Source organism: Azospirillum canadense (assembly GCF_025961225.1).
Classification (GTDB): Bacteria; Pseudomonadota; Alphaproteobacteria; order Azospirillales; family Azospirillaceae; genus Azospirillum; species Azospirillum canadense.
Genome location: NZ_JAOQNG010000003.1, coordinates 585,129 through 607,377, shown reverse-complemented (window position 1 = coordinate 607,377; position 22,249 = coordinate 585,129). Strand labels below are relative to the sequence as shown.

Annotated in this window: 25 protein-coding genes and 2 pseudogenes; 17 read left to right on the top strand and 10 right to left on the bottom strand. The window is 64.4% G+C overall.

The annotated features are described in order from the left end of the window. Nucleotides 1-87 precede the first annotated feature (87 nt). Nucleotides 88-1,710 (bottom strand): calcium-binding protein, encoded by a 1,623-nt coding sequence (locus M2351_RS21075; RefSeq protein ID WP_264658013.1) that lies wholly within the window; start codon nucleotides 1,708-1,710, stop codon nucleotides 88-90. A 241-nt stretch (nucleotides 1,711-1,951) separates the two neighbouring features. Here M2351_RS21075 and M2351_RS21070 point away from each other — a divergent pair, with 241 nt between their 5' ends. The 5 genes from M2351_RS21070 to M2351_RS21050 all read left to right on the top strand — a co-directional run bounded on the left by M2351_RS21070 (nucleotide 1,952) and on the right by M2351_RS21050 (nucleotide 4,390). Beyond that, entirely contained in the window at nucleotides 1,952-2,083 is a 132-nt protein-coding gene (locus M2351_RS21070; RefSeq protein WP_264658012.1) for a transposase, read from the top strand. Nucleotides 2,084-2,138: 55 nt separating this feature from the next. Then, nucleotides 2,139-2,288, top strand: coding sequence for a hypothetical protein (locus M2351_RS21065; protein WP_264658011.1), 150 nt, complete (start codon nucleotides 2,139-2,141; stop codon nucleotides 2,286-2,288). A 99-nt stretch (nucleotides 2,289-2,387) separates the two neighbouring features. Then, on the top strand, nucleotides 2,388-3,164 hold the full coding sequence (locus M2351_RS21060; RefSeq protein WP_264658010.1) for an SGNH/GDSL hydrolase family protein: 777 nt from the start codon (nucleotides 2,388-2,390) through the stop codon (nucleotides 3,162-3,164). After that, nucleotides 3,151-3,555, top strand: coding sequence for a PIN domain-containing protein (locus tag M2351_RS21055; protein ID WP_264658009.1), 405 nt, complete (start codon nucleotides 3,151-3,153; stop codon nucleotides 3,553-3,555). Before M2351_RS21060 ends, M2351_RS21055 begins: the two co-directional genes overlap by 14 nt. 238 nt (nucleotides 3,556-3,793) lie before the next feature. After that, on the top strand, nucleotides 3,794-4,390 hold the full coding sequence (locus tag M2351_RS21050) for an NUDIX domain-containing protein (protein ID WP_264658008.1): 597 nt from the start codon (nucleotides 3,794-3,796) through the stop codon (nucleotides 4,388-4,390). A gap of 124 nt (nucleotides 4,391-4,514) precedes the next feature. Here the strand turns inward: M2351_RS21050 and M2351_RS21045 are convergent, their stop codons facing one another. Further along, nucleotides 4,515-4,802, bottom strand: coding sequence for an HU family DNA-binding protein (locus tag M2351_RS21045; protein ID WP_264658007.1), 288 nt, complete (start codon nucleotides 4,800-4,802; stop codon nucleotides 4,515-4,517). 151 nt (nucleotides 4,803-4,953) lie between these two features. Here M2351_RS21045 and M2351_RS45485 point away from each other — a divergent pair, with 151 nt between their 5' ends. Together M2351_RS45485 and M2351_RS21035 are read left to right on the top strand one after the other, a co-directional pair. After that, complete coding sequence (locus tag M2351_RS45485) at nucleotides 4,954-5,538, top strand: SOS response-associated peptidase family protein (protein ID WP_319801910.1); 585 nt, start codon at nucleotides 4,954-4,956, stop codon at nucleotides 5,536-5,538. Next, complete coding sequence (locus M2351_RS21035) at nucleotides 5,504-5,809, top strand: SOS response-associated peptidase (protein WP_264658005.1); 306 nt, start codon at nucleotides 5,504-5,506, stop codon at nucleotides 5,807-5,809. The genes M2351_RS45485 and M2351_RS21035 overlap by 35 nt, the downstream gene beginning before the upstream one ends. Nucleotides 5,810-5,889: 80 nt before the next feature. On the opposite strand, the gene M2351_RS21030 is transcribed toward M2351_RS21035, so the two are convergent. From M2351_RS21030 to M2351_RS21010, 5 genes are all read right to left on the bottom strand, one after another. Beyond that, entirely contained in the window at nucleotides 5,890-6,522 is a 633-nt protein-coding gene (locus tag M2351_RS21030; RefSeq protein WP_264658004.1) for a DUF2934 domain-containing protein, read from the bottom strand. Nucleotides 6,523-6,612: 90 nt separating this feature from the next. Beyond that, nucleotides 6,613-7,155 carry a hypothetical protein gene (locus tag M2351_RS21025; RefSeq protein ID WP_264658003.1) on the bottom strand — a complete coding sequence of 181 codons (543 nt, stop codon included), beginning with the start codon at nucleotides 7,153-7,155 and terminating at the stop codon, nucleotides 6,613-6,615. Nucleotides 7,156-7,610: 455 nt separating this feature from the next. Further along, the gene (locus tag M2351_RS21020; protein WP_264658002.1) at nucleotides 7,611-8,168 is read right to left on the bottom strand and encodes a YybH family protein; all 558 of its coding nucleotides are present in this window, start codon (nucleotides 8,166-8,168) and stop codon (nucleotides 7,611-7,613) included. Between the two features lie 52 nt (nucleotides 8,169-8,220). Further along, the gene (locus tag M2351_RS21015) at nucleotides 8,221-8,511 is read right to left on the bottom strand and encodes a hypothetical protein (RefSeq protein WP_264658001.1); all 291 of its coding nucleotides are present in this window, start codon (nucleotides 8,509-8,511) and stop codon (nucleotides 8,221-8,223) included. Between the two features lie 216 nt (nucleotides 8,512-8,727). Then, nucleotides 8,728-9,566 (bottom strand): IS5 family transposase gene (locus M2351_RS21010; protein ID WP_264658000.1). Its coding sequence is split into 2 segments (ribosomal slippage): nucleotides 8,728-9,188 and nucleotides 9,188-9,566, totalling 840 coding nucleotides; the frame shifts between segments, so codons are not numbered across the junction. Nucleotides 9,567-9,795: 229 nt separating this feature from the next. Between M2351_RS21010 and M2351_RS21005 the strand changes: the two genes are divergently transcribed. Then, nucleotides 9,796-10,821 (top strand): aldo/keto reductase, encoded by a 1,026-nt coding sequence (locus tag M2351_RS21005; RefSeq protein ID WP_264657999.1) that lies wholly within the window; start codon nucleotides 9,796-9,798, stop codon nucleotides 10,819-10,821. A gap of 155 nt (nucleotides 10,822-10,976) precedes the next feature. Here the strand turns inward: M2351_RS21005 and M2351_RS21000 are convergent, their stop codons facing one another. From M2351_RS21000 to M2351_RS20990, 3 genes are all read right to left on the bottom strand, one after another. After that, nucleotides 10,977-11,330, bottom strand: a complete 354-nt coding sequence (locus tag M2351_RS21000) for a hypothetical protein (RefSeq protein WP_264657998.1) — start codon at nucleotides 11,328-11,330, stop codon at nucleotides 10,977-10,979. A 173-nt stretch (nucleotides 11,331-11,503) separates the two neighbouring features. Next, nucleotides 11,504-12,160: a hypothetical protein gene (locus M2351_RS20995; RefSeq protein ID WP_264657997.1), complete on the bottom strand. Its 657-nt coding sequence runs from the start codon at nucleotides 12,158-12,160 to the stop codon at nucleotides 11,504-11,506. Nucleotides 12,161-12,559: 399 nt separating this feature from the next. Continuing rightward, on the bottom strand, nucleotides 12,560-14,341 hold the full coding sequence (locus M2351_RS20990; RefSeq protein WP_264657996.1) for a recombinase family protein: 1,782 nt from the start codon (nucleotides 14,339-14,341) through the stop codon (nucleotides 12,560-12,562). Between the two features lie 311 nt (nucleotides 14,342-14,652). Between M2351_RS20990 and M2351_RS20985 the strand changes: the two are divergent. The 9 genes and pseudogenes from M2351_RS20985 to M2351_RS20950 form a co-directional block, all read left to right on the top strand. Further along, nucleotides 14,653-15,114 (top strand): annotated as a pseudogene (locus tag M2351_RS20985) (transposase); the annotation flags it as partial. 138 nt (nucleotides 15,115-15,252) lie between these two features. Beyond that, complete coding sequence (locus M2351_RS20980; protein WP_264657995.1) at nucleotides 15,253-15,375, top strand: hypothetical protein; 123 nt, start codon at nucleotides 15,253-15,255, stop codon at nucleotides 15,373-15,375. 88 nt (nucleotides 15,376-15,463) lie between these two features. Next, nucleotides 15,464-15,868: a hypothetical protein gene (locus tag M2351_RS20975; RefSeq protein WP_264657994.1), complete on the top strand. Its 405-nt coding sequence runs from the start codon at nucleotides 15,464-15,466 to the stop codon at nucleotides 15,866-15,868. A 325-nt stretch (nucleotides 15,869-16,193) separates the two neighbouring features. Beyond that, nucleotides 16,194-17,717 carry an IS21 family transposase gene (istA, locus tag M2351_RS20970; protein WP_264657993.1) on the top strand — a complete coding sequence of 508 codons (1,524 nt, stop codon included), beginning with the start codon at nucleotides 16,194-16,196 and terminating at the stop codon, nucleotides 17,715-17,717. Further along, nucleotides 17,701-18,411, top strand: coding sequence for an IS21-like element helper ATPase IstB (gene istB, locus M2351_RS20965; protein WP_319801906.1), 711 nt, complete (start codon nucleotides 17,701-17,703; stop codon nucleotides 18,409-18,411). Before istA ends, istB begins: the two co-directional genes overlap by 17 nt. A 330-nt stretch (nucleotides 18,412-18,741) precedes the next feature. Then, nucleotides 18,742-19,239 (top strand): annotated as a pseudogene (locus tag M2351_RS45205) (PAS domain-containing protein); the annotation flags it as partial. A gap of 143 nt (nucleotides 19,240-19,382) precedes the next feature. Next, nucleotides 19,383-20,168 carry an ATP-binding protein gene (locus tag M2351_RS20960; protein ID WP_264657992.1) on the top strand — a complete coding sequence of 262 codons (786 nt, stop codon included), beginning with the start codon at nucleotides 19,383-19,385 and terminating at the stop codon, nucleotides 20,166-20,168. A 354-nt stretch (nucleotides 20,169-20,522) separates the two neighbouring features. Further along, nucleotides 20,523-20,942, top strand: a complete 420-nt coding sequence (locus M2351_RS20955) for a cupin domain-containing protein (RefSeq protein ID WP_264657991.1) — start codon at nucleotides 20,523-20,525, stop codon at nucleotides 20,940-20,942. A gap of 399 nt (nucleotides 20,943-21,341) precedes the next feature. Next, nucleotides 21,342-22,241, top strand: a complete 900-nt coding sequence (locus M2351_RS20950) for a PAS domain-containing protein (RefSeq protein ID WP_264657990.1) — start codon at nucleotides 21,342-21,344, stop codon at nucleotides 22,239-22,241. The last annotated feature ends 8 nt before the right edge of the window (nucleotides 22,242-22,249 follow it).

Here is a 22,249-nt window from a genome sequence, read left to right as displayed (position 1 = left end):
AGAGCGGGATTGATCCCCTCCAACAGGCGCCGGAAGACCCGCATTCCACCCCTCAGCCCGCCTCCGCCTCACGTCTCAAACAGGCTGTCAGTAGAAGGAGATGTCGCCCAGCGGGTTGTCGCCCTTAACGAAGACATTGTGGTAGCCACTGTCGTTGTAGGCGTTCCAGGTCACCACGTAGCCCCCACTCTGCTGCCCGATGCTGTACTGGCCATCACCGGGCGCACTGGTATTGCCCGCGTAGGAGTAGCTGCCCTTCAGCCAGATCTGGTCTTCGTCCTTGAAGTCGGTGATGGTGTCGGCTTGGCCGGCGATAAGGTTGCCACTGTCCACCGTATCGAAGTAGAACCCGTCCGCACCGGCGCCGCCGAGCAACTCGTCTTTGCCCCAGCCGCCGTAGAGCGTGTCGTTGCCCGTGCCGCCCCACAATGTGTCGGCACCGACACTACCGTCCAGCCAGTCGTTGCCGTTCCAGCCGTTCAGCGCGTCGTTGCCGTCCTGTCCGTTGAGCCTGTCGTTGCCGTCCGCTCCGAAGAGCGTGTCGTCGCCCATACCGCCGGCCAGCGTGTCGTTACCCAAGCCGGCGCCCAGAATGTCGTTGCCCAAGCCGCCGTCCAGCCAGTCGTTGCCGTCCTCTCCGTAGAGCGTGTCGTTGCCGTCCTCTCCGTAGAGCGTGTCGTTGCCCATGTAAGCGCGCAGCCAGTCATTGCCGTTCCCACCGCTCAGCAAGTCGTTGCCCTGCACGCCGTCCAGAAAGTCGTTGCCGTCCCCTCCGTAGATCGTGTCGTTACCGTTGTACCCTTGCAGAAAGTCGTCGCCGGCCCGTCCGTAGAGCGTGTTGTTGCCGTTCCAGCCAAACAGCGTGTCGTTACCCAAGCCGCCGTCCAGCGTGTCATTGCCGTCTTCTCCGTAGAGCCTGTCGTTGCCGTCCTCTCCGTAGAGCCTATCGTTGCCGTCCTCTCCGTAGAGTGTGTCGTTGCCCAGACCGCCGGACAGCGTGTCGTGACCGTTTCCTCCCTTCAGCCAGTCGTTGTCGGCACCGCCATCCAGCGTGTCGTTGCCGTCTTGTCCGTAGAGCGCGTCGTTGCCGGTCGCGCCGTCCAGCACGTCGTTGCCCGTGGCGCCCCACAGCGTGTCGTCGCCGGCCCGTCCGTAGAGCCTGTCGTTGCCGCTCCCGCCGCCCAGCGTGTCGTTATCCAGACCGCCGTCCAGCATGTCGCTGCCGTTTCCACCCTCCAGATTGTCGTTGCCCTCGTTTCCGTAGAGCCGGTCGCTGCCGTCCTCTCCGAAGAGCGTGTCGTCGCCCAGACCGCCGTACAGCTCGTCGTGGCCGTTTCCTCCCTTCAGCCAGTCGTTCTCGGCCCCGCCGTCCAGCGTGTCGTTGCCGTCTTGCCCGTAGAGCGCGTCATCGCCGTTCCATCCCTCCAGCTTGTCGTCGCCTTTGCCTCCCCACAGCGTGTCGTTTTCGGCTCCGCCGTTCAACGTGTCATTGCCATTTCCGCCGTCCAGAAAGTCGCTGCCGCGCCATCCGTCGAGCGTGTCATTGCCGTCCTGTCCGTAGAGCGTGTCGTTGCCGGCCTCTCCGTAGAGCGTATCGTTGCCCGTGCCGCCGTACAGCGTGTCGTTGCCGTTCCGGCCGTACAGCGTGTCGTCGCCGCCCTTACCGTCGAGCAAGTCAGGGCCGTTGGTGCCGTAAATGGGAACATCCATTGATTGATACTCCATGCTTTGATGCACCTAGATTTCACATCCCATGAGACCTCCTGGCTTTGGTGGTTTCGTTTTCATCAAGATGCCTCATTCGGGACTCGACAGTATCGGTCGCAAGAATAACGAAAACTGTGATGCGCTTAACATCGCTCGGCATATTTGCGTAATGTTCGTGAAATAAAAGAAGTCAATGACTTGCTTCATCGCAGATGGGAAGTTTATCAGTTGCGGAGACGAGGTGATGATCATTGTGGACATGCGGCGTCCTTACTGGACGGTGATCTGCGAGTTGATGCCCAAAGCGCGGGTCGTCGATCGTTGGCATGTGCGGCGCGACGCCAACATGGGCTGGATCGCCTTTGGAAGGCGCTGAGGGCCGGGTTGCCAAAGAAGCGAGGGATCGCCCTGAAGATGACTGGAGGCTGTTGTTGAAATGCGGCTGCGACTTGGCCGGCAAGGAACCGCTGATCGTGGAGGCGTGGTACAACGAGTTCCCGCAGCTTGACGCCTCCCAGACCAAGGAGCAGTTCGCCGCCATCTGGGGCAGGAATGAGGCGCGACGCGCGGGCCGGTTATGAGCCTGGGAGACGGCGGGTCCCCGCCCTACTTCGGAACGATGCGTTGGCAGCGCGGTTGACGGCGACGAAGATCACCCTGTTGGCCCTTCTGGCTCCATCATGATCATCGGCCCGCTCGTTCCATGTCTGGTCATCCTGCTGCTGGCCCGCGCAGCGGCCGGCGCGCCAGGCGGCGGATCGCCGGGGTGCGACGTTCCGGATCAAGACGTCACCCTCGGCGCACCGCTGCCGCATGTGGCCCAGCGCTTGGCCAAAGACGAGCCGCTGCGCATCGTGGCCATCGGTTCCTCCTCGACGGCCGGAGCTGGCGCCAGCGATCCCGTGCACACCTACCCCGCTCGTCTCGCCGGCTACCTGCACCAACGCCTGCCGCGGTCGCCCACCGTCGTACTCAACAAGGGCATCAACGGGCAGATCGCGTCGGAGATGGTGGAGCGCTTCCAGCGCGACGTTCTGGATGAGAAACCCGACCTGGTCATCTGGCAGGTGGGCGCGAATGCCGTGCTGCGCGACATCGATCTCACTGTCAACGAGGTGGTGATCCGCCGAGGCGCGCAGCGGCTCAAAGCAGCCGGGCTGGATGTGGTCCTGATGGACCTGCAATACACCCCGGCGATCCTGGAGAGGGCGCATTACGAGGAGATGGAACAGCGCCTCGCGCGGATCGCGGCCGATGAGGGTGTTGGTCTGTTTCGCCGCTTTGCCATGATGCACACATTGCTTCAGCAGCGGCAGGTTTCCATGTCCGACCTGGTCGGGTCGGACCGTGTGCACCAGACCGACTTCGGCTATGACTGCATCGCCCGCACGCTGGCCAGGGCGATCCTGGACGCCGCGGACATGGTCGCCAGTGATCGCAGGAATGACCATCCCTGATGATCCGGTCAAGCGACATCCAACGGTAATGGACGGCAACGGCACAAAGGTGATGGAAACGGAGTCCGTGCATGAACCGGCCGAAGATGCCTCCGACGTTCGGTTGTCTCGCGACACAGGCGCCGCCATGAAGGGTGTCATCCTGGACACAAACGTCTTTGTGGCGGCCGGCTTCCGGCCACAAAGCGCGTCAGGCCGCTTGGTCGCGGCAATCCGAAACGGACGCTATCGGCTGATCTGGACCGAGGCCACGCAGCGCGAAGGTGAGGTGGTGCTCAGCCGAATTCCGCGCCTGCACTGGAAGGACGTGTCCGACCTCTTCGCCGACGCGGGCGCGTTCACCGGGCGCCATGGCGCCGGACACCTTTGCATACATTACGGATCCCAGTGATCGGAAGTTTGCGGCCCTGGGGGCGGCAACCGGATGCCCGGTCGTCAGCAGCGATGGTGATCTTCTGGCTCACAAGGAGGTCTTCAGCTTCGATGATCTGACACCCCAGTCCTTCCTCCAACGCGAGGGGCTCGACCTTGGGAGTGGTCGATGAAGGGCCACGTGCCTGCACCACCTGACCGGTGGGACACGCCGCAACCGCTCTACATTCTTTTGGCCGTCAGCAGGAGACCAAGCAGTGGCCGAGTACGAGGAACACAACCCCTGGCGAACGCTGGGCTCACGCACCGCCTTTGAGAACGACTGGATGCGCGTTGTGGAAGACGAGGTAATCGATCCCGGTGGGCAACGGACCACCTACGGCGTTGTGCGGGTGAAGCATCACGGCGTGGCGGTGCTGCCCATCGACCGCCGCGGTCGGACGCGCCTGGTCGGACAGTTCCGCTATCCGCTCGACCGATATCTCTGGGAAATCCCGAAAGGGAACGGTGAGCCCGGCGAAGAGCCGGAGGCCGCAGCGCGCCGCGAGTTGGCCGAAGAAACGCGGCTGGTTGCCCGCCGTTGGCTTGCGCTGCCCTTTATGGAAACCTCGGTGGGGCTATCGGACGAACGCGTGACGCCCTTTGTGGCGTGGGACCTGGACTGCGACGATGCTGCCGAACCGGACGCTCAGGAAGACTTGGCCGTGCGTCGCCTGCCCTTCGCCGAGGTGGTCGGCATGGTGGATCGGGGAGAGCTGACAGACCTGGTCAGCGCCATGCTCATCCTACGCGTGAACCGTCTGCTCGGCCTTGGAACGCTGCCGCCGGAGCTGCATGAGCGTCTCGCTCCCTGACCATCGCCAAGGAAGTCAGGGAGCGATGCCGCTGTGGCCTCGTGCCCCGCGGGTGGGCGCCGGACCATGCCGGAAGTGAGCATCTCTGCCTCCTCCGGCGCGGCCAATTCAGAACGCTTCGGGATTACGCGGCCTTGCCGTTGTTGATGGCGTCCTTGAGGGCTTTGCCGGCGGAGAACTTCGGCGCCTTGGAGGCCGCGATCTTGATCTCGGCGCCGGTCTGCGGATTGCGGCCGGTGCGCTCACCGCGCTCGGCAATCTCGAACTGCCCGAAGCCGGGCAGCTTCACCGTCTCGCCCTTGACGAGTGCGTCCTGCAGGCTGTCGATCACGGCATCCAGCGCTTTGCCGGCGTCCGCCTTGGTGCCGCCCAGCTTGGCAGCGATGGCGTCGATGAGATCGGACTTGGTCATTTCCAGTTTCCCCATGCGTGGCGGAACCCCAGTGTCCCCCAGGGTTTCCTGTGGACTTTGAGTTAACCTGTCACCGACTCTGCGCGCAAGAGCCTCTTGGCCATGTCCAGCAAGCGACGCGGTTTCGTGCCGATGATCGGCCTTGGTGGAGATGGATCAGCGGCCATGGGGGCTGTCTTTTCCACCCTTCGGAGGCCATATGGAAACCCGGACCAAAAGCTGCGTTGATCCCCCTCTCAGCTTGCGGAACCCGTGGGCGGCGGCCCCACCGCCGCCCGCACCATGCCGAGCCAGCCCGGTCCACAAAACGCTCCTGCACGCTTGTCCCCTTCCCAACCGTCACCGGCTCGCTTTCCATCGCCAACGGCATTGCCCCCCTCCGTACTCGTCCTCCAACGTTGGTTCCGTCAGCTCTTGCCGGGCCACGGATTGCGGTTACAATGCGCCCATGTGTGGACGTTTTGCCCTCAAGAGCCCTCCATCCTTGATCGCCGAACGTTTCGGCGTCGCTGGCCCTTTGCCGAATCTCGCAGCCCGCTTCAACGCGGCCCCGCTGCAGGAATTGCCGGTGGTGCGCCTCAATCCGGACACCGGTGAGCGCAACCTGCACCAGCTGCGGTGGGGCTTGGTGCCGGTGTGGGCCAAGGACGCGGCGATCGGCAGCAAACTGATCCACGACGACCGACGACAGCCCCTTCGCCATGGCCGGGCTGTGGGAAGCCTGGAAAAGCCCTGACGGACTTTGGGAGCGCACCTTCACCATCATCACAACCACGGCCAATGCGCTTCTGTCGGAGTTGCACGACCGCATGCCGGTGATCCTACCACCCGCGCAATGGCCGGCTTGGCTCGGCGAGGAGCCCGTATCGGACGATACATTGAGGTCTCTGCTGCGCCCCTATCCGGCATCGGCGATGCGCATGTGGCCGGTGTCGCGCGACGTCGGCAACGTGCGCAATGACCGCCCCGATCTCCTCGACCCACTCGAACAAACTCGCCTGATCTGATGCGGCCTCGCCGCCGACCGGGCACGGGCCAGGAGCGCCCTCAATGGCCACCGCATGGTGGACACCCTGCCCCACCGTCATCAAACCGTGGGCGTGCGTTGGGTCTTGGCGCGACCCTTGGTGGCTTGGCGCGGATCGCCGCCATTCTCACCGGCAATTTGCTTGGCGGCCTTGTGTGTCTTGGTCGAGGATGCTGCCTTTTCCGGCTTGATGTCCGCCGGGCTCCAGACGGCTTTCGACCTCTTCTTGGAAGTCACGACGGTCATTGACGCCTCCCTGACCGGCTTTCCCTTCAGGGCACGGACACGTGTGGCCTTTGGCTTTTCGGCCGCGGGTACAGCATCGACCGAGGCCTCCTCCCCAGGGCCGGCTTCGGCCACGTGCGTCGCCGGTTTCGCCCGGCTCGCGCGCTTGGTAGCGGTGACTGGATCGCCTGCACGGGCTCGACGGCGGCGGGGGGCCTCCGGTTCGGCCACCAGCGCGACGGTCTCCACTTCCGCATCGGCCGTGCGCTCCGCGGCCTCGATCTCCGCGCAGGCCTGCGCCCAGTGGATCTCGTGCCGCCCTTCCGGACGTCCTTCGCGCTCCCAAATCTCACGAGCGCGGTGCCGGACGCGGTCCTCGCAACTGTCGTGCATAAGCGATCTCCGAGGAAAACTGATTTGCAAACCGAACGAAGCGAAAGTCGTCGTGTTCCCAATTATTTCTGACATCAGGAACTCGGGAAAGCGCTGCTTTCATCGTAAGTCCATGCGCTCCGTGCTTATACACGACGCCCTACGGCTGACGGACGGGTACAATGTTCAGCGCGGCGCGTCCACCGCCCTTCCCCGCGCTGCCGCTTGCGCCTCCACCACCTCCACGAAGGCCGGGGCGAGCGCCGCGCTCTCTTCGTTGTCGAAGAAGCCCGCCGTGAAGTCCAGCACCCCCGCGACGACGATTGGTGCCGGCAATGCAGCGATCCGGCCCAGGACCTCGCTCATGGTCGGCTGGAGGCCTGTGCAGGCATGATCCGCCAACACCTGTTCGATCACCGCGTCGTAGAGCGCTTTCGCGTCGGGGCCGGCCGCAGCAAACCATGTGGCCCGGTTGAGGTTCGCCACCACCCGTTTCCAGGTCGCCACGTCTCCGATCGCCGACGGCTCGGTGCCACCGGCGAGCAGGCGCAATGCCACCGCCGCCCAGACCAGCCCGTCCGCACCCGGTCGCCGGGCCTCAGCCATCACACGCTCAAGCACAACCGGCTCCTGGCCGGATCGCTCACCGGAAGCCAGCCCAAGCCAATCCACCAACCGCCCGACCGGATCGTCATCGGCCGCGCCGAAATCCCAGACATCCATGCTCATGCCGTACCCAACAGACTGTTCCTGCCCCCGTCCGCACAGCTGTCCTTCCGCCAGAACTCATAGCGAAAGAACACCATTCTGAGCAAACTGCTTTGGGGCAATGATGGAGCCGATGGACGAACGGAGGAAAGCCGGCGGCTGCATCACCAGGCGGTCCTCGGTCCAGAGCAACGCATTACCGTCGGGGCGGTGGTTATGCCGAAATTCACTCACTGCCCGTTATGGAAGTTGGAAGAGGTGTTTGCCGATGCGGTGAGCGGGACGGTGGAGCATGAGGCGAATGGCCGTCGAGATCACCGTCACCTTGGAGCCCCCCGGCAGTTCCTTATGATCGTTGGGCAAGCACCTCCATCGCCCGACGGACCCGAACGTTCCTTCAACCACCTACCGGCGCGGAACGATGAAGAACTGCGTGGTGCGCGCGATCCGGCGCACCACGACCGGAGTGAGGCCAACTATGGTTTCCCTGGCAGGTCGCGAATGATGTCTTGCATGGCCGGGGACAGATCGGTGTGATGGTGGACCACCTTCCAGGCCCCTGCCTCTCGGCGATAGACATTAGTGACCCGGACGTTGATCGGGACCTGCCTCCCGGCAAGCGTGCATTGGCCCTTCTCGACACCGACTTCATAAGCCATGTCGCCAACGACTTGGATGAGCGGATCAGCGAGTCCAATCTGTCCGCCAGTGGCCAATGTGGCGATTTGCGACCAACTATTGCCGACACTCTCCCAACCAACCTCGCGACCACCAACCGGGTGCAGGGTCGTAACTGTCGCGGTGTGCGACCAGACCTCTGCCATTGCGGCCACATCCCCGTTGAGCATGCGGTTCAAGGATGAGTAGAAGCGTTCTGACGCACTACGGATATCATCTTCCGCCGACATGGCTGATCCTCCCTCGTTGATATCCTCCGGATGCTTCCTGTCCTGACACTTAGCGTGGCAAGCCATCACAGCGGCTGTCGTTCCATTAGCGAAATAATCGAGGGCGCCACTTTGTCCCTTGCTCATGCCGAGGCTTCACGCTTGTCGGCATAGTGCCGCCTTATTTAAGCGCCCGATCTTACGGGAGGTGGACTTCCACGTTCCCTTCCAATACTTGCGGCATGGCGCCCTCGATATGGGAGGCGTTCTCTTTGAGCCAAGCCTTTGCCTTCGCGAGACTTTCATCCGTGCCCGACTTGTCGTTGCATACGGTGATAGTCATGCAACCTTCACCCGTCCGAATAATGTCGCAGCTGACGAGCCCTCGCACCCCACCGATAACGGCTTTCACCTCCGCTTGGCGCTGAACCAGAAGATCGGCAAGTTCCTTTCCGCCCTTGCCAGAGTAGGAGCGGATCATGGCGTGCATGGCGATGCCTCCCTTGAACAGTCCCCTTCTTCGATCCATCTCACCAACGGAAGGGATGGATGGTAGGTTAGCGCATCGTCTGCTTGTTTTCACGCGTTTCCGTCTCGAAAAAAAGAAACGCTGCACTAGGCTATATTTGCGCTTAATCGGGTCACTATTCAGCGTGAGCGAATGCAGATTGGGCACACATATTCGGTGACCGGCCCGGTTTGAAAGTCAGGGAGGAGGCAGTCGCTTCCGGTTCGGGTGAGCCAAGCGGTGCAGCATGAGGCGGATGGCGGCGAGGGTGACCATGGTCTCGGAGACCTCCGGCAGATCCTCGTAGCCCTTGGACAGCCGCCGATACCGGCCGAACGACCCGAGCGATCTTTCAACCACCCACCGCCGAGGCAGCACGATGAAGCCGGTCCCGGCGATCCGGCGCACGATGATGAGCGTCAGCCCGAGCAGGAAGCAGGCGAGCAGGACCGGCAGGCGGTTGTAGATGCTGTCGGCGAACACCGCCCGGAGCCAGCAGTACAGGCGTTTGATGCGCCTCAGCAGGTCCCCGGCGCTGTCGGCGTCCTGGATGTTGGCGGCATGGACGAGGACGCTCAGCAGCAAGCCGCCGGTCTCGACGGCGATGTGGCGTTTGCGGCCCCAGACCTTCTTGGCCGCATCCCAGCCGCGCGCCCCCCCCTTTCGGTCGCCTTGACGCTTTGGGTGTCGAAGATCGCCGCTGTTGGGCTGGCCTCACGCCCCTCCTGCTCACGCAGCATGACCAGCAGGTGGTGACGCATCGCTTCCCACACGCCCGCCTTCTGGAAAGCGCGCATGTAGCCATACACGGTCTGCCACGGCGGAAAGGCTGGTGGTGGCGGGAGATGGCGCCATTGGCAGCCGGTGCGCACGACGTAGAACAGGCCGTCCAGCATGCTCCGCATGTCGGTGGTGCGCGGCCGACCACCGGGTTTGGGCGGCGGGATCAACGGTTCAAGAAGACGGAACTGGTCATCGCTGAGCGCCTGGCCGGACCCAAAGTCTCCAACCAGAGCGCGATCCGAAGGGGTCCACATCGGCGGCCTCCAGACGGGAAAGTCCCCTTCCGAACAGCCGACTCCACCAGCCGTCACCGTCGCTCAAACGGAGTGGGCGCGGCTTTCAAAACGGGCTGTCAGCCCCCGATTGAACGCGAAAACCATATTCAAGATACTGTCCTGGATGTCCGTGATCATCTGCGCATGCGCGCACGGGCAAGATGACGGACTGAGCCGACCAAACCAGCGGAACGGGAGGGTGAATAGGATGGACTACCGCAAGCTTGGCCGCAGTGGCGTGAAGGTGTCGCCGCTGTGCCTCGGCGCCATGATGTTCGGCGGCCCGACCGACGAGGCAACGGCCGCGCGGATCATTGCGCAGGCCGCGGAGGCCGGCATCAACTTCATCGACACCGCCGACGTCTACAACGACGGTCGGTCGGAGGAAATCGTCGGCCGCGCCGTGAGCGGCGACCGCGAACGCTGGGTGGTGGCGACCAAGGTCGGCAATCCCACGGGACCGGACCCGAACCAGCGCGGCCTCTCGCGGCGCCGGCTGAACGTGGCATGCGCCGCGAGCCTTCGGCGCTTTGGCACGGATTGGATCGACCTGTACTACCTGCACCGCGAAGACCCCGACACGCCGCTGGAGGAAACCGTTGCCGCGCTGGGCGACCTGATCCGCAGCGGCAAGATCCGCGCCTTCGGCGTGTCCAACTTCCGGTCCTGGCGCATCGCCGAGATCTGCCGTCTGTACGACGGTCTGGGCATTGACCGGCCGGTGGCCTGCCAGCCCTATTACAACGCCCTCAACCGCATGCCGGAGGTTGAGATCCTGCCCGCCTGTGGCCACTACGGTTTGGGCGTGGTCCCCTACAGTCCCCTCGCCCGCGGCGTGCTCACCGGCAAGTATCGCCCTAGGGATGAACCGCTTCCCGACACCCGCGCCGGCCGCAAGGACCAGCGCATGATGAACACGGAATGGCGTCCGGAAAGCCTGGAGATCGCCCAGGAAATCAAGAGCCATGCCGACGCGCGCGGCATCACAGCGGGACAGTTCGCTGTTGCCTGGGTGCTCAACAACCGCCTTGTGACCGCGCCGATCGCCGGGCCGCGCACGGACGAGCAATGGCGCGCTTACCTCGGCGCGCTGGATTACGCCTTCACCGCCGAGGACGAGGCCTTGATCGACCGGCTGGTGACGCCCGGACATCCTTCGTCTCCAGGCTACAATGACCCTGCCTACCCCATCGAAGGTCGCCCGGTGCGGACCACACCGGTGGCGAGACCATAGGCCACGACACGGGACCGTGCCCATTCCCGAAAGAGCCACGATCGGCCCGCTTGGGAAACAGCGAGTGCCGGGTACACCCGGCACTCACGGATGGGCCACCTCGGGGCGGCCCCTTGTCGCCCGGGACGAGCATCATCGTTCAAGCGCCGCTCGCATCAGCCGGCGAGGGCGGCCTTCACGAGAACAGCGGCACTCTCGGGGGTGTCTCTCTTGTCGAGCTTCTTCGCTACATCCTCGATATCGACGGCCGGCATGATGCGGCGGACCTGCCGAGATACGGTCACCAGTCGGCGCTGCGCCAACCGGACCTGGTCGCCGAGTTCGGTCAGCGTCTGGTAGGCCTTCCGCCGCGCTGCGGTGTCGATGCTGCCGCTCGTCGCCGTGGCGCGTTCCGTCGCGGCTGCCAAATCCGTACACACCTGCAGGTACGTGACGATGGCGTCGGTCAACCGGCGGCGGGCCTCCAGCTTGGGATCGGCGGGGATGCTACCCGACGTGGAAAAGGACACTTGGGTTCCTCCTTAATGGTGCCCATGACGGGGCACGGAAAATGGCGATGAGGAGTCGCGTGTCCAGAGATCATAATCGGCAGCATCGTGCAGGATGCGTCACAGTGGAGCCTAAACGGAACGGCGGGTCGCAGTCCTCGATCCACATGTTGAAGGTGAAGGCGGCACACCGGCTATTTGACGGTTGCGCCATTCTCGCGCCGAAATTCGAGCACCCCACGTTGCAATAGGGCCGCCGCCAATCCCACATAGCTGCCTCGTCGTTCCGAGGGCAGCGCGGCAAAGGCGTCCCGTGTCACGCCATTGGGAAAATCAGCGGACAGATACCGGACCAGGGTCTGCTTGACGTCGCTGGTCGGGATGTCGCGCACGGCCTGCGGCACCGCTTCGCGAAAGTTTGGCTCCAACGTAATCGGAAGCCCTTCCAGATCGAAAGTGAGATGGTCGCCGGCAGGCCGAGCTTCGGCTGTGGACGCTGCTTGGCCGGTCTCGATCAGGATCACGGTGGCGAGCATGTCGATCGCGGCCTCGACCGCTTCCTCTCGCGTCGAGCACCCCTGGGCGGCATCGGTGCCGATGATGGTTCCGCCCCCGGGTGCCGAGGTCTTGAGCAGGATGTCCGCCTGCCATCCGGTGCCGCTGCGATAAATGTGAACGCCCGCGAGGTTCGACCGCTTCAAGGACGGCCACATCGCAGCCGGAACCACCCCCGGACCGAAAGCCGCCGCCGGAAGTTCTCCGGAACGCACCTTGACCTGCGCCTTCACCAGAAGAGGCTTGAGCAAGCGTTTCGCAGTCCGCTGGGCCTCAGCATCCAAACGATCGGCCAATTCACGCTCTCCCAGGCTTTCCTATGGGCGCGCAGTGTGCCGCACGCTGCAGTCGCTCGTCCATCAGGCAGATTTGCCTCTCCACGACACGGGCACGCGTTGCCACCGACGGATGGCCACCGATCTGCGTCGGGCATCGGACGGATTGATGCTGATGCCGATTGAGGGGACGCGGTCAGAATGGCCGCACATGCCGCCAGTTTCAGCCCTCCAAGCGCGGGTCGATTGTAGAGCGCGTCACCACGCAGCCCCGGATGCACTCATCGTCAGGCATCGCCGACAATGACGATGATCCTTCCTGTGCCGCCGCACGCCCAACAGGGCCCGCCTTGAAGCCGACCCGAACCGCCACAATCGGGGCAGAGCTGCTCGCCGGTTTGTGGAGATCCTGGCGACGCCTCATCTCCGGGATTTCGCGGTGGATAGTCCGCGGGCACCGCAATGCCGTTCCCGTCCGAACGCTTGGTCGTGCCGCTTTCCTCGATCGCGCCCTGCGGCCGAGATGGGCAGCGCCGACGAACTGGACGCAACCGACGCGCTGTTCGTCAGCCACCATCGCGGCGGCGTGTCATCCACACGATCCGAACGCAATCCACCAATCGGCTCAGCTGTCGGGTCCCGGCCGGGTGGCGGGCTGTGCAGCGGGATGACATGGCGGATCTCCAAGCTGTCGTCATGGACGATGATGCGCTCGATGACGAGTTGCAAGATGGCCTGCTTGTCAGCAAGAGAGGCGTCGTCCAGCCGTTCCCGAACACGCGCGCAGAAGGCCGTCAGCTCGCCCACGACCTCTTGCGCCTTGGCGCGTTGGCCACGTAGAACGCGCTGTTGCTGCTGTTGGTGTTCCAGCGCGCGCCGTTGGTCGGCGACCTGCTGGCGCCGCTCGGTCAACTCCTCCAAGCTGATCACCGCCGCCTGATAGGCATCAAGCAGGCGTTGGTCGGCGCGGGCAAGCCCGCCAAGGCGCCCGGCGATCCGCTGCTCGGCCCGCTGCTCCTGGGCTGCATGGTGGTCGGCCTCGTCAGCAAACTGCTGGAATTGGGCCACCAGCTGATCGGGCGCTTCGAGCAGGCCGCGGACATGCTCCCAGACCGCGCGTTCGAGATCGTCGGCGTTCACGCAGGCGCGCGGACAGGGCTGTGCACGGGCGGTTTCCAACCAGTCCTTGCCGGCGCACCGGTAGTAGCGGCGCCCGCCGGGGCGGACGGTGCCGAACATGGTGAGGCCGCAGGCGCTACACGTCAGCAAGCAGCGCAGAAGGTAAGTGTGCTTGGTGTTGTTGCGGAACGACAGCGTGGCATTGCGCGCCAACTGGGCTTGCGCCCGGTCCCAGGTCTCCTGGTCGATGAGGGCCGGCACGGCGATCGGAATCCACTCCTCCTTTGGCCGGAGCCGGCGGCACCCGACGCCTGAGTAACTGGGCTTGCGCGTGCGGGGTTTCGTGGCCGGCACGTACTCATAGCGGTTCGAGTAGGCGGTGCCCGTGTAGACCGGGTCGGACAGGATGTGATGAACGGTCGAGGGCGACCAGGGACGTCGGCCGCAGCGCGGAAACCAGGGACCGAAGTTCAGGCGCTTGAGGATCTGGCGCAGGCTCATCCGCTCCTCGGTCAGCCAGCCATAGAGCAGACGGACGAGGTCCGCTTCGGCGTCATCGATGACCAGACGCCCGGGCGCCCCCTCGTGCCGCGGCAGGTAGCGGTAGCCGTAGGGGGCACGGCCCCCGACGAATTGGCCAGCCCGCGCCTTCTGGAGCTTGCCGCGGCGGAACCGCTCGCCCAGCAGGGCGCGCTCATACTCGGCCACGGCGCCCTGGATCTGCAGGAGGAGCTGATCGCCGGGATCGTCGGAGATCGCATGGTTGAGAAAGGCCACCGCGCAGCCCGCCCGGCGGAACTCTTCCAGAAGCAGTGCCTGGTAGACATAGCGCCGGGCCAGACGATCCGGGGCCAGGACGGCCACGATCTCCACCTCGCCGTCGCGCACCGCATCGCGCAGAGCATCCAGCCCCGGCCGATCGAGGCGAGAGCCGCTGTAGCCTTCGTCGCGAAAGACGTGGCGGTCGCTCAAGTCATGATCGTTGGCGCCGGCCCAGGCGCGCAGGGCGGTGAGCTGGCTGTCGATGGTCTGCTGGCGTTCCTGACGCTCGGTGGAGACGCGGGCATAGATGGCGGCGCGCATGATGCTTCTCCCTCGGTCAAGCCGGCGGTCGCCGCTGGCCGTGATTCCGCAACGGGGACGAGAAGGCGGCGGTAGGTGTCGGCCAACCGATCCGGCCCGTCGCGGGTCCGGACGAAGACGGAGTGGATGGTCCAAATCGCTGGCGTCGGGGGCTGTCGATGATGCGGCATGGGCAGACATCTCCGTAGTGGAGGTGTCCGCCAAACAGTCGGCCCCGGTGGTCACTGGCGACGGTGTCGCGATTTGGCCAGGTGCGGCCAAGCAAACGCCAGCGTGACCGTGAAGTGGATTCGGTCGATTGCGTTCGGATCGTGCATTTCCTTCGTTCGCTGCTCTGCCACGTGCCCAAGGGCCAGCAGACCGTCGTCTCCGCCGCCGTGCGCCAAGTCTTCGTGCAGCCCGACCGCAAGAGCGCCGGTGAGGTCTGGCGCCATGTCGCCGATCAGCTGCGGGCGCGTTTTCCCAAGGTGGCGGCGCTGCTCGATGCCGCCGAGCACGACGTGCTGGCCTACATGGACTATCCCGAGGCACACCGCACCAAATTACACTCGACGAATCCCCTCGAACGTCTCAATAAGGAAGTCAAACGCCGCACCGATGTTGTTGGGATATTCCCGAACGAGGAAAGTGTTCGAAGGCTAGTCGGCGCGATCTTGCTGGAGCAAAATGATGACTGGCAGCTCCAACACCGTTACCTGACGCTCGAAACCATGGCCGGAATCGCCGCCGACGAGCCCGCCATCACACCGCTCCCCTCAGCAAAGGCGGCCTGACCGACGACGCACCTGACCACCTTCCAATTTCCACCACCTTGACGGACGTGACCGTGGTGTGACCGTGGTGGTGGATCCGCGCAGCACCGTCTTCCGCCCGCCTCGGCGCTCGCGGTGCTCGCCGGTCGCGACGCGCACGTGCTCCACTACACCGGCGACCGAGGGGTCGCGCTTCAACACGTCGGCGTCCTGGTCGGTCGCTCGGCCCACGCCATCGTCTGGCTGGCCATTCACGCGTGGCTGGCGGCGCTTGGTCGGTGACGTATGGTGATCAGGCCGCTCGATGCGGAAAGCCGCGCCTGCGCTCTTCCGACCGATGGTCGGGAACCGGTAACTCTTTCGCGGCTTTGTGCGCACGCCCGACATCTGGCAATGTTCCGACATGCCGTCGCAAGCTGATGTTCTCACGGCCGAGCGCCTTCGGCGCGCACGCGAGCGCGCCGGGTATGCTGGCGCCCGCGCCGCTGCGGACGCCTTTGGCTGGCCTGACTACCCCCTGGACGAGAGTGGGCAACGGGTGCTGACGGCCATTCGCGCGAAGCTTTACGCTCACGCCTTCCACGTCGATCCGGACTGGCTCATGTCAGGAGGCACGGAGCCCGCCACCGGACCAGACGGCGCGGCGAGCGGCGCCCCGGCTTCGTCGCAATCGACCGATGAGTTGGCCGAACGGATCAGCCGGTTGACGGATGCGCAACGGGCCGCACTGGCCGAGTTCCTTCGGGTTATGGAAGAGCACCAAGGAAAACCGTGAATGGCGCGGTTTTCTCGCCCATGGCTCGAACCCGGAGCGTCTCGTCGCAATACGCGCTTCCGCAGTATGGAGCGACCCACCTCAATTGCCACCTTCATACCGGCAGCTGTGTGATACGGCCGGCGCATGAACAGTTCCATGATCGGCCGGCCGTATGACCCTTTCGCACATGGCTGCGCCATGTGCTGTCGGGTTTGAGCCGAAGGCGTGTGTTTCAGCGAGCAAAGTTGCCCCCTCTTTGGGGGTAGGCAGCTTCGAACTTTGACCCCGCCCCCTCCGTCTGGCATGGCGCCCGCAACGAACAGATTGCGGGGCCGGATCGAGGATGCTCGTCGTGGAAACCATCGGAAAAGTCCGCACGGACTACTTCGTCAAAAAGAAAGCCATCAAGGAGATCGCCCGCGACCGGAAACTGTCCCGCAACACGGTCCGCAAGATCATCCGCAGCGGGGCCACCGAGTTCCGCTACACCCCGCGCAAGCACCAGCCGATGCCGCAGTTGGAGAGCCACAAGGACCTGCTGGATGCTTTGCTGAAGAAGGACGCCGAGGACAACGGGCGGCGGCGGCGAACTGCCAAGAGCCTCTACGGCGAGTTGCGCCAGAACGGCTACCCGGGGGCCTACGACAGCGTCCAACGCTACGTCCGGCGATGGCGCCGCGAGCACGATCAGCTCACCGGGCCGACCTTCATCCCACTCTCCTTCAGCCCGGCCGACGCCTACCAGTTCGACTGGTCGCACGAGATCGTCGTCCTGGCGGGCGTGACCACCACGGTCAAGGTCGCCCACATCCGGCTGTGTCACAGCCGCTTCTTTCTGGCCATCGCCTATCCGCGGGAGACCCAGGAGATGGTCTTCGACGCCCATGATCGGGCCTTCCGGACCTTCGGCGGGGCCTGCGCGCGCGGCATCTACGACAACATGAAGACGGCGGTGGAGACGGTGTTCATCGGCAAGGAGCGCCGGTTCAACCGCCGCTTCGCCCAGATGTGCTCGCACTACCTCGTCGAGCCGGTGGCCTGCACCCCGGCGTCCGGCTGGGAAAAGGGCCAGGTGGAAAACCAAGTCGGGCTGGTGCGCGACAACTTCTTCACCCCGCGCCTCCACGTTCCGTCGCTGGAGGCGCTGAACGCTGGGCTGCTGGACCGGTGCCTCCAGTATGCCCGCGACACCCGCCATCCCGAGTTCAAAGACAAGACGATCTGGGAGGTGTTCGAGACCGAGAAGCCGATGCTGATCGAATATCGCGGTCCCTTTGACGGGTTCCACGAGGTCGAGGCCACGGCCTCCAAGACCTGCCTGGTCACCTTCGACCGCAACAAGTACAGCATCCACGCCAAGGCGGCCCGCCGTCCGGTGCAGATCCGCGCCTATGCCGAGCGCCTCGTTGTGTGGTGCGACGGTGAGATCGTCCCCGATCATCCGCGCCAGTTTGGGCGCGACCGGGTCGTCTACGATCCCTGGCACTACCTGCCAGTGCTGGCGCGCAAGCCGGGCGCACTGCGCAATGGCGCGCCCTTCAAAGGCTGGGTCCTGCCGCCCGGACTGGGGGCCATTCACAAGCGGCTGGTCGGCCACACCGATGGGGACCGCCAATTCGTCGCCATTCTCGCCGCCGTCCTCGATGATGGCCTGGAGGCCGTGGAGATGGCCTGCCGGGAGGCGGTCACCGCCGGGGTGTGCAGCAAGGATGCCGTGCTCAACATCCTCGCGCGGCACCGTGACGGGCCACCACCGCCTGCGGTCGCCACGCCGATCACGTTGGCGCTGAGCCAGGAGCCGGTGGCCGACTGCGCCCGCTACGACACCTTGCGGCAGCGTCCGGAGGTCTATGATGCAGCGGCATGAGATCGTGGAATTGCTCACCACGCTCAAGCTGTCGGGCATGCGGGCGGCCTACGATGAGGTGATGGCGGACGCGATGAGGCGCACGCTCGATCCGATGACGGTCGTGGGCGAGTTGCTGCGGGCCGAGGCCGCCGAGCGGCATGCCCGCTCGATCCGCTACCGGCTTGGCATCGCCCAGTTGCCGCTGGCCAAGTCCCTGGCCGACTTCCAATTCACCGGCACCCCCGTGAACGAGGGGCTGGTGCGCAGCCTGCACGACGGCGGCTTCTTGGACACCCAACGCAACGCCGTGTTCTGCGGCGGCACCGGGACCGGAAAGAGTCACCTGGCGATTGCCATTGCCGCGAACTGCATCCGCAACGGCGCCCGTGGTCGCTTCTTCAACGTCGTCGATCTTGTCAATCAGCTCGACCTGGAAGCCCGCACCGGCAAACCGGGGCAGTTGGCCGGTCAGTTGGCCCGCCTGGACCTCGTGGTGCTCGATGAACTGGGCTATCTGCCCTTCGCCTCCAGTGGCGGTCAGCTGCTGTTTCACCTGATCAGCCGCCTTTACGAGCGGACCTCGGTCCTGGTGACCACAAACTTGAGCTTTGCCGAATGGCCGAGTGTCTTCGGAGACGCCAAGATGACCACAGCCCTTCTCGATCGCCTGACGCACCACTGCGACATCATCGAGACCGGCAACGAAAGCTAGCGATTTAAGAACCGCGTCTGATCTATGGAGCCCTTGTGCTCCAAGGTCTCAGCGATCCCGACGATCGCCCCGGTGGGTCCACAGCCCCGCCCCGCCGCTGCCACATGAGGGGGCCGTCGGGGCGGGGCTGGGGACTACCGGGACGATCTGCTGTCAGCAAAGCAGGGGGTCAACTTTGTTCGCTTGCAGGGGGGCCGCTTTCAATCCGATTGACAACATGACCGCTCCGCGGGCCCGCCGTCCGCTTCGCGCCCGCGGTCAAGCTTCCACACGTCACCAAGCAACCAAGGTCCCGTTCCGGAACGACCGAGGCCACAGGTTGGCCAAGTCATGCTCTGCAGCCGGCCCGGCACCCACGCCGACGCCACTGTTGGACGGTGGCCCTCTCCGCGCGGCTTGCTGGGTACGTCCGCGTTGGGCACAATGTTGGACCAGACAACAATGCCGCAGCCGGAAGGCCCCCGCCCTGTGAGACAGACGTCGGCCAACGTCGAACCCGATTTCCGCATGCTTTTCGGTGCGGCCCCGGGCAATTGCCTGGTGTTGACGCCAGATCTGACGATCGTTGCTGTCACCGATGCGTATCTGCGGGCCACGCGCACGCGGCGCGAGGACATTCTTGGCCGCCCCTTGTTTGAGGTGTTTCCCGACAATCCTGCCGATCCCGACGCGACCGGCGCGCGAAACCTGCGGGCCTCGCTGGAGCGTGTGCTGCGGAACCGATGCCCGGATGCCATGCCGGTGCAGCGGTACGACCTGCCCCGACCGGCCGCCGAGGGGGGCGGCTACGAGGACCGGTATTGGAGCCCGGTCAACACGCCGGTGCCGGATGCCAATGGCGAGGTTGCTTGGGTCATCCATCAGGTCACGGATGTCACGGATGTCGTCCGGCATCGGACCGCCGAGATCAGCCCCGATCAGTTCGCCACCAAATTGCCGCGGCCTACGCTCCCATCGCCGCAGCCAAGCGCTTGGACCTGCAGGTCGCGCCATGCCGCGCGGTGGTGCGCAGTGATCGCACGCTTCTCGGCCGCATGCTGCGGAACCTGGTCGAGAATGCGGTGCGCTACACCCCAGCGGGACAGATCAGCATTGAGTGCCGTGAAACCGGCGATCGCCTCCGGATCGAGGTGTCCGACACCGGGATCGGCATTCCCCCGGAGCACCTGGACCGGATCTGGGTGGAGTTCCATCAGGTCGGCAATCCGGAACGCGATCGCAACCAGGGTCTCGGCCTGGGGTTGGCCATCGTGCAGCGCCTGTCGGCTCTCCTCGACCACCCCGTCCACATCCGCTCGATCGAGGGACAAGGGTCGGTGTTCAGCGTCGAAGTGCCATTCGGTCAAGCGCAACCACGCTGCGCTCCGGCGCCGGTCACCGAGGTGAAGGGAAACGGCCGGTTCGCCGTTCTGGTGGACGATGACACCATCGTGCTGCTCGGCTTGAAGGCGATGTTCGAAACCTGGGGGTATGAGGTGCTGGCGGCGGGCTCCGCTGACCAGGCCCTTGCCCATCTCCGGGTCTCTGGCCGGCGCCCGAGTGTCGTCGTAGCGGATTACCGGTTGCGCGAGGGACAAAGTGGCGTGGACGCGATCTTGCGCATGCGGGAGATGTGCGGCACCGCCGTGCCGAGCATTCTCCTGACCGGAGAAACCGGGGCCGAGGTTCAGCACCATGCGAGGGCGCACAACCTCGGCATCATCCACAAGCCGGTGACGTCGCGCCAGTTAGCGACCGCCCTGAACGCCCTCCTGTGAACGGAGACGTTCAACTTCTCTAAGGCGCGGTTTCCAGAACCCCGGCACGGCGCCGAGGCGTCCTCCTCGCACGCTTGGGAGTGCAGGAGAAACCTATCAACGCTCTCCTGTGGCCAACCACGGGTTGATGCGCGCCTCCCGTTCAGCGCTTTGCAGAAATTTCAGCATGCGCAGTATGGGCAGTCTGTAGCCTGCTCAGACGCGAAAAAGCCGATGCCGCCCCTTGATGGCGTTAGAGGGGCCATACGTCGGGCCCATCAAAATGATTGGCTTAGCCAGCTATACGTAATAGCCGCACTGCAAGCGTGTGGTGGGCGCATAATCACCTTTCCAATCAAATGAAGGGAGGCCGAAATGCGAAAGCTAATCGTCGCCCTGACAGTCTTGGCATGCGCCGGGACGGTATCGGTCTTCGCTCAAGAGGGCCCCATCAAAACCAAAGAGTTCTTCCGGTCAGCAAAGAATGCGGGAGGTCAGGAGATCAAGTATCCGGGCGGCACCGTTGAGATTGTTGCCGCAACAACTGATATTCAACCCGGCACCACGACCCCAGTGCACAAGCACCCTTATCCTCGTAGCATCTACGTTCTGGAGGGAACATTCACGGTTACCGAGGAGGGCGGGCAGCCCCATACCTATCCAGCGGGCAGCTTTGTCGTTGAGGCGGTCGATGTCTGGCATACCGGCAGCAACACGGGATCAGGTCCCCTCAGGCTGCTGGTGATCGACAATGTTCCCGCCGGGGTGAACAACACGGTGCCGAAACCGAAATGAACAGAAGCTTGGCGGCTCTCGTTACGCGATGCGGCTTCGGGAGCCGCCGCTCTCATGGTTTAAGCACGGTTTTCAGAACTCCGGAATGGTGGTAATGGCTTCGTCGCCTGCACTCTGCTGACCACCGATTGGTGTCGGCGATGTCGCTCTGGGCGGTTTTCGAAGGAATTTTATGAACCCGTTTGTAGTTGGCGTTGTTCGGAGTCTGCGAAAGCGCCAGACGCGAGCCAACCCAGAATGCTGCTGGGTTTATCTCCGGCTCCCAGGGCTACCAGCGAACCCAATGGCCAAATGGTCAATGGTTTGATCAACTCGAAACGACTAAATCACGGTCTCCCCTCGCTGGTTGTTTGAAAGCCGCCGATGCCAAGCCCACGCGTGTTTCCTCTGTCCTCGCGCATGCTCGACGCGCTCGACGTCGGCGTTGTCGTCCTCGATCAGCAGCGACAGATCCGGCATTGGAACGCGTGGATGGCCAGAGCGTCCGGCCTGCCGCCGGAAACGGTCGTCGCCCGAAGGTTCGATACTGTGTTCCCCCCCTGCGGAAACACGCGGCTGAGAGAAGCCATCGAGCAGGCGCTTGCCCTCGGCGTGCCGACCACGCTCACCGAGACCCTCAATGGCGAGGTGTTTCCCCTGCGCTGCCCCGACGGCCGGAAGCTTCGCCACAACGTGCTGGTCAGCCGTTACGAGGACAGCTCCGGCCCCTGTTGCCTCATTCAAGTGCATGACATCACCGCTCGACGGGCCGCCGAGACGGCGTTGCGCCGGAGCGAGGATCATTACCGCCACACCGTTGAACTGAACCCACAGGTGCCGTGGACCGCAGATGCGCAGGGCCTGATCGAGACGTTCAGCAAACGCTGGCTCACGCTCACCGGCCAAAGCCCCGAGGAGCCACTCGGCGATGGATGGGCGCGCGTGATCCATCCCGAGGATCTGCCCGCGATGCTTCAGGCATGGACGGCATCCGTCCAAACCGGAGCCCCTTATGATACAGCGCACCGCGTCCGTCTCACCGACGGAAGCTTTCGCTGGATGCGATCCCGCGCCGTTCCACGGCGCGACGGCACGGGAACCATTCTGCGCTGGTATGGCACCACGGAGGACATCCACGACCGCAAGCTGGCCGAAGAGGCGTCGCGCCGGAGTGAGCAGCGTCTCCGCCGCGCCATGGAAACCCAAACGGTCGGCGTCATCTTCTTTGACCCGGCTGGGACGATCAAGGAAGCCAACACCGCTTTCCTGACCTTCTCCGGATTTTCACGCGAGGACGTGGCGGCCGGTCGGCTGAACTAGCAAGAGCT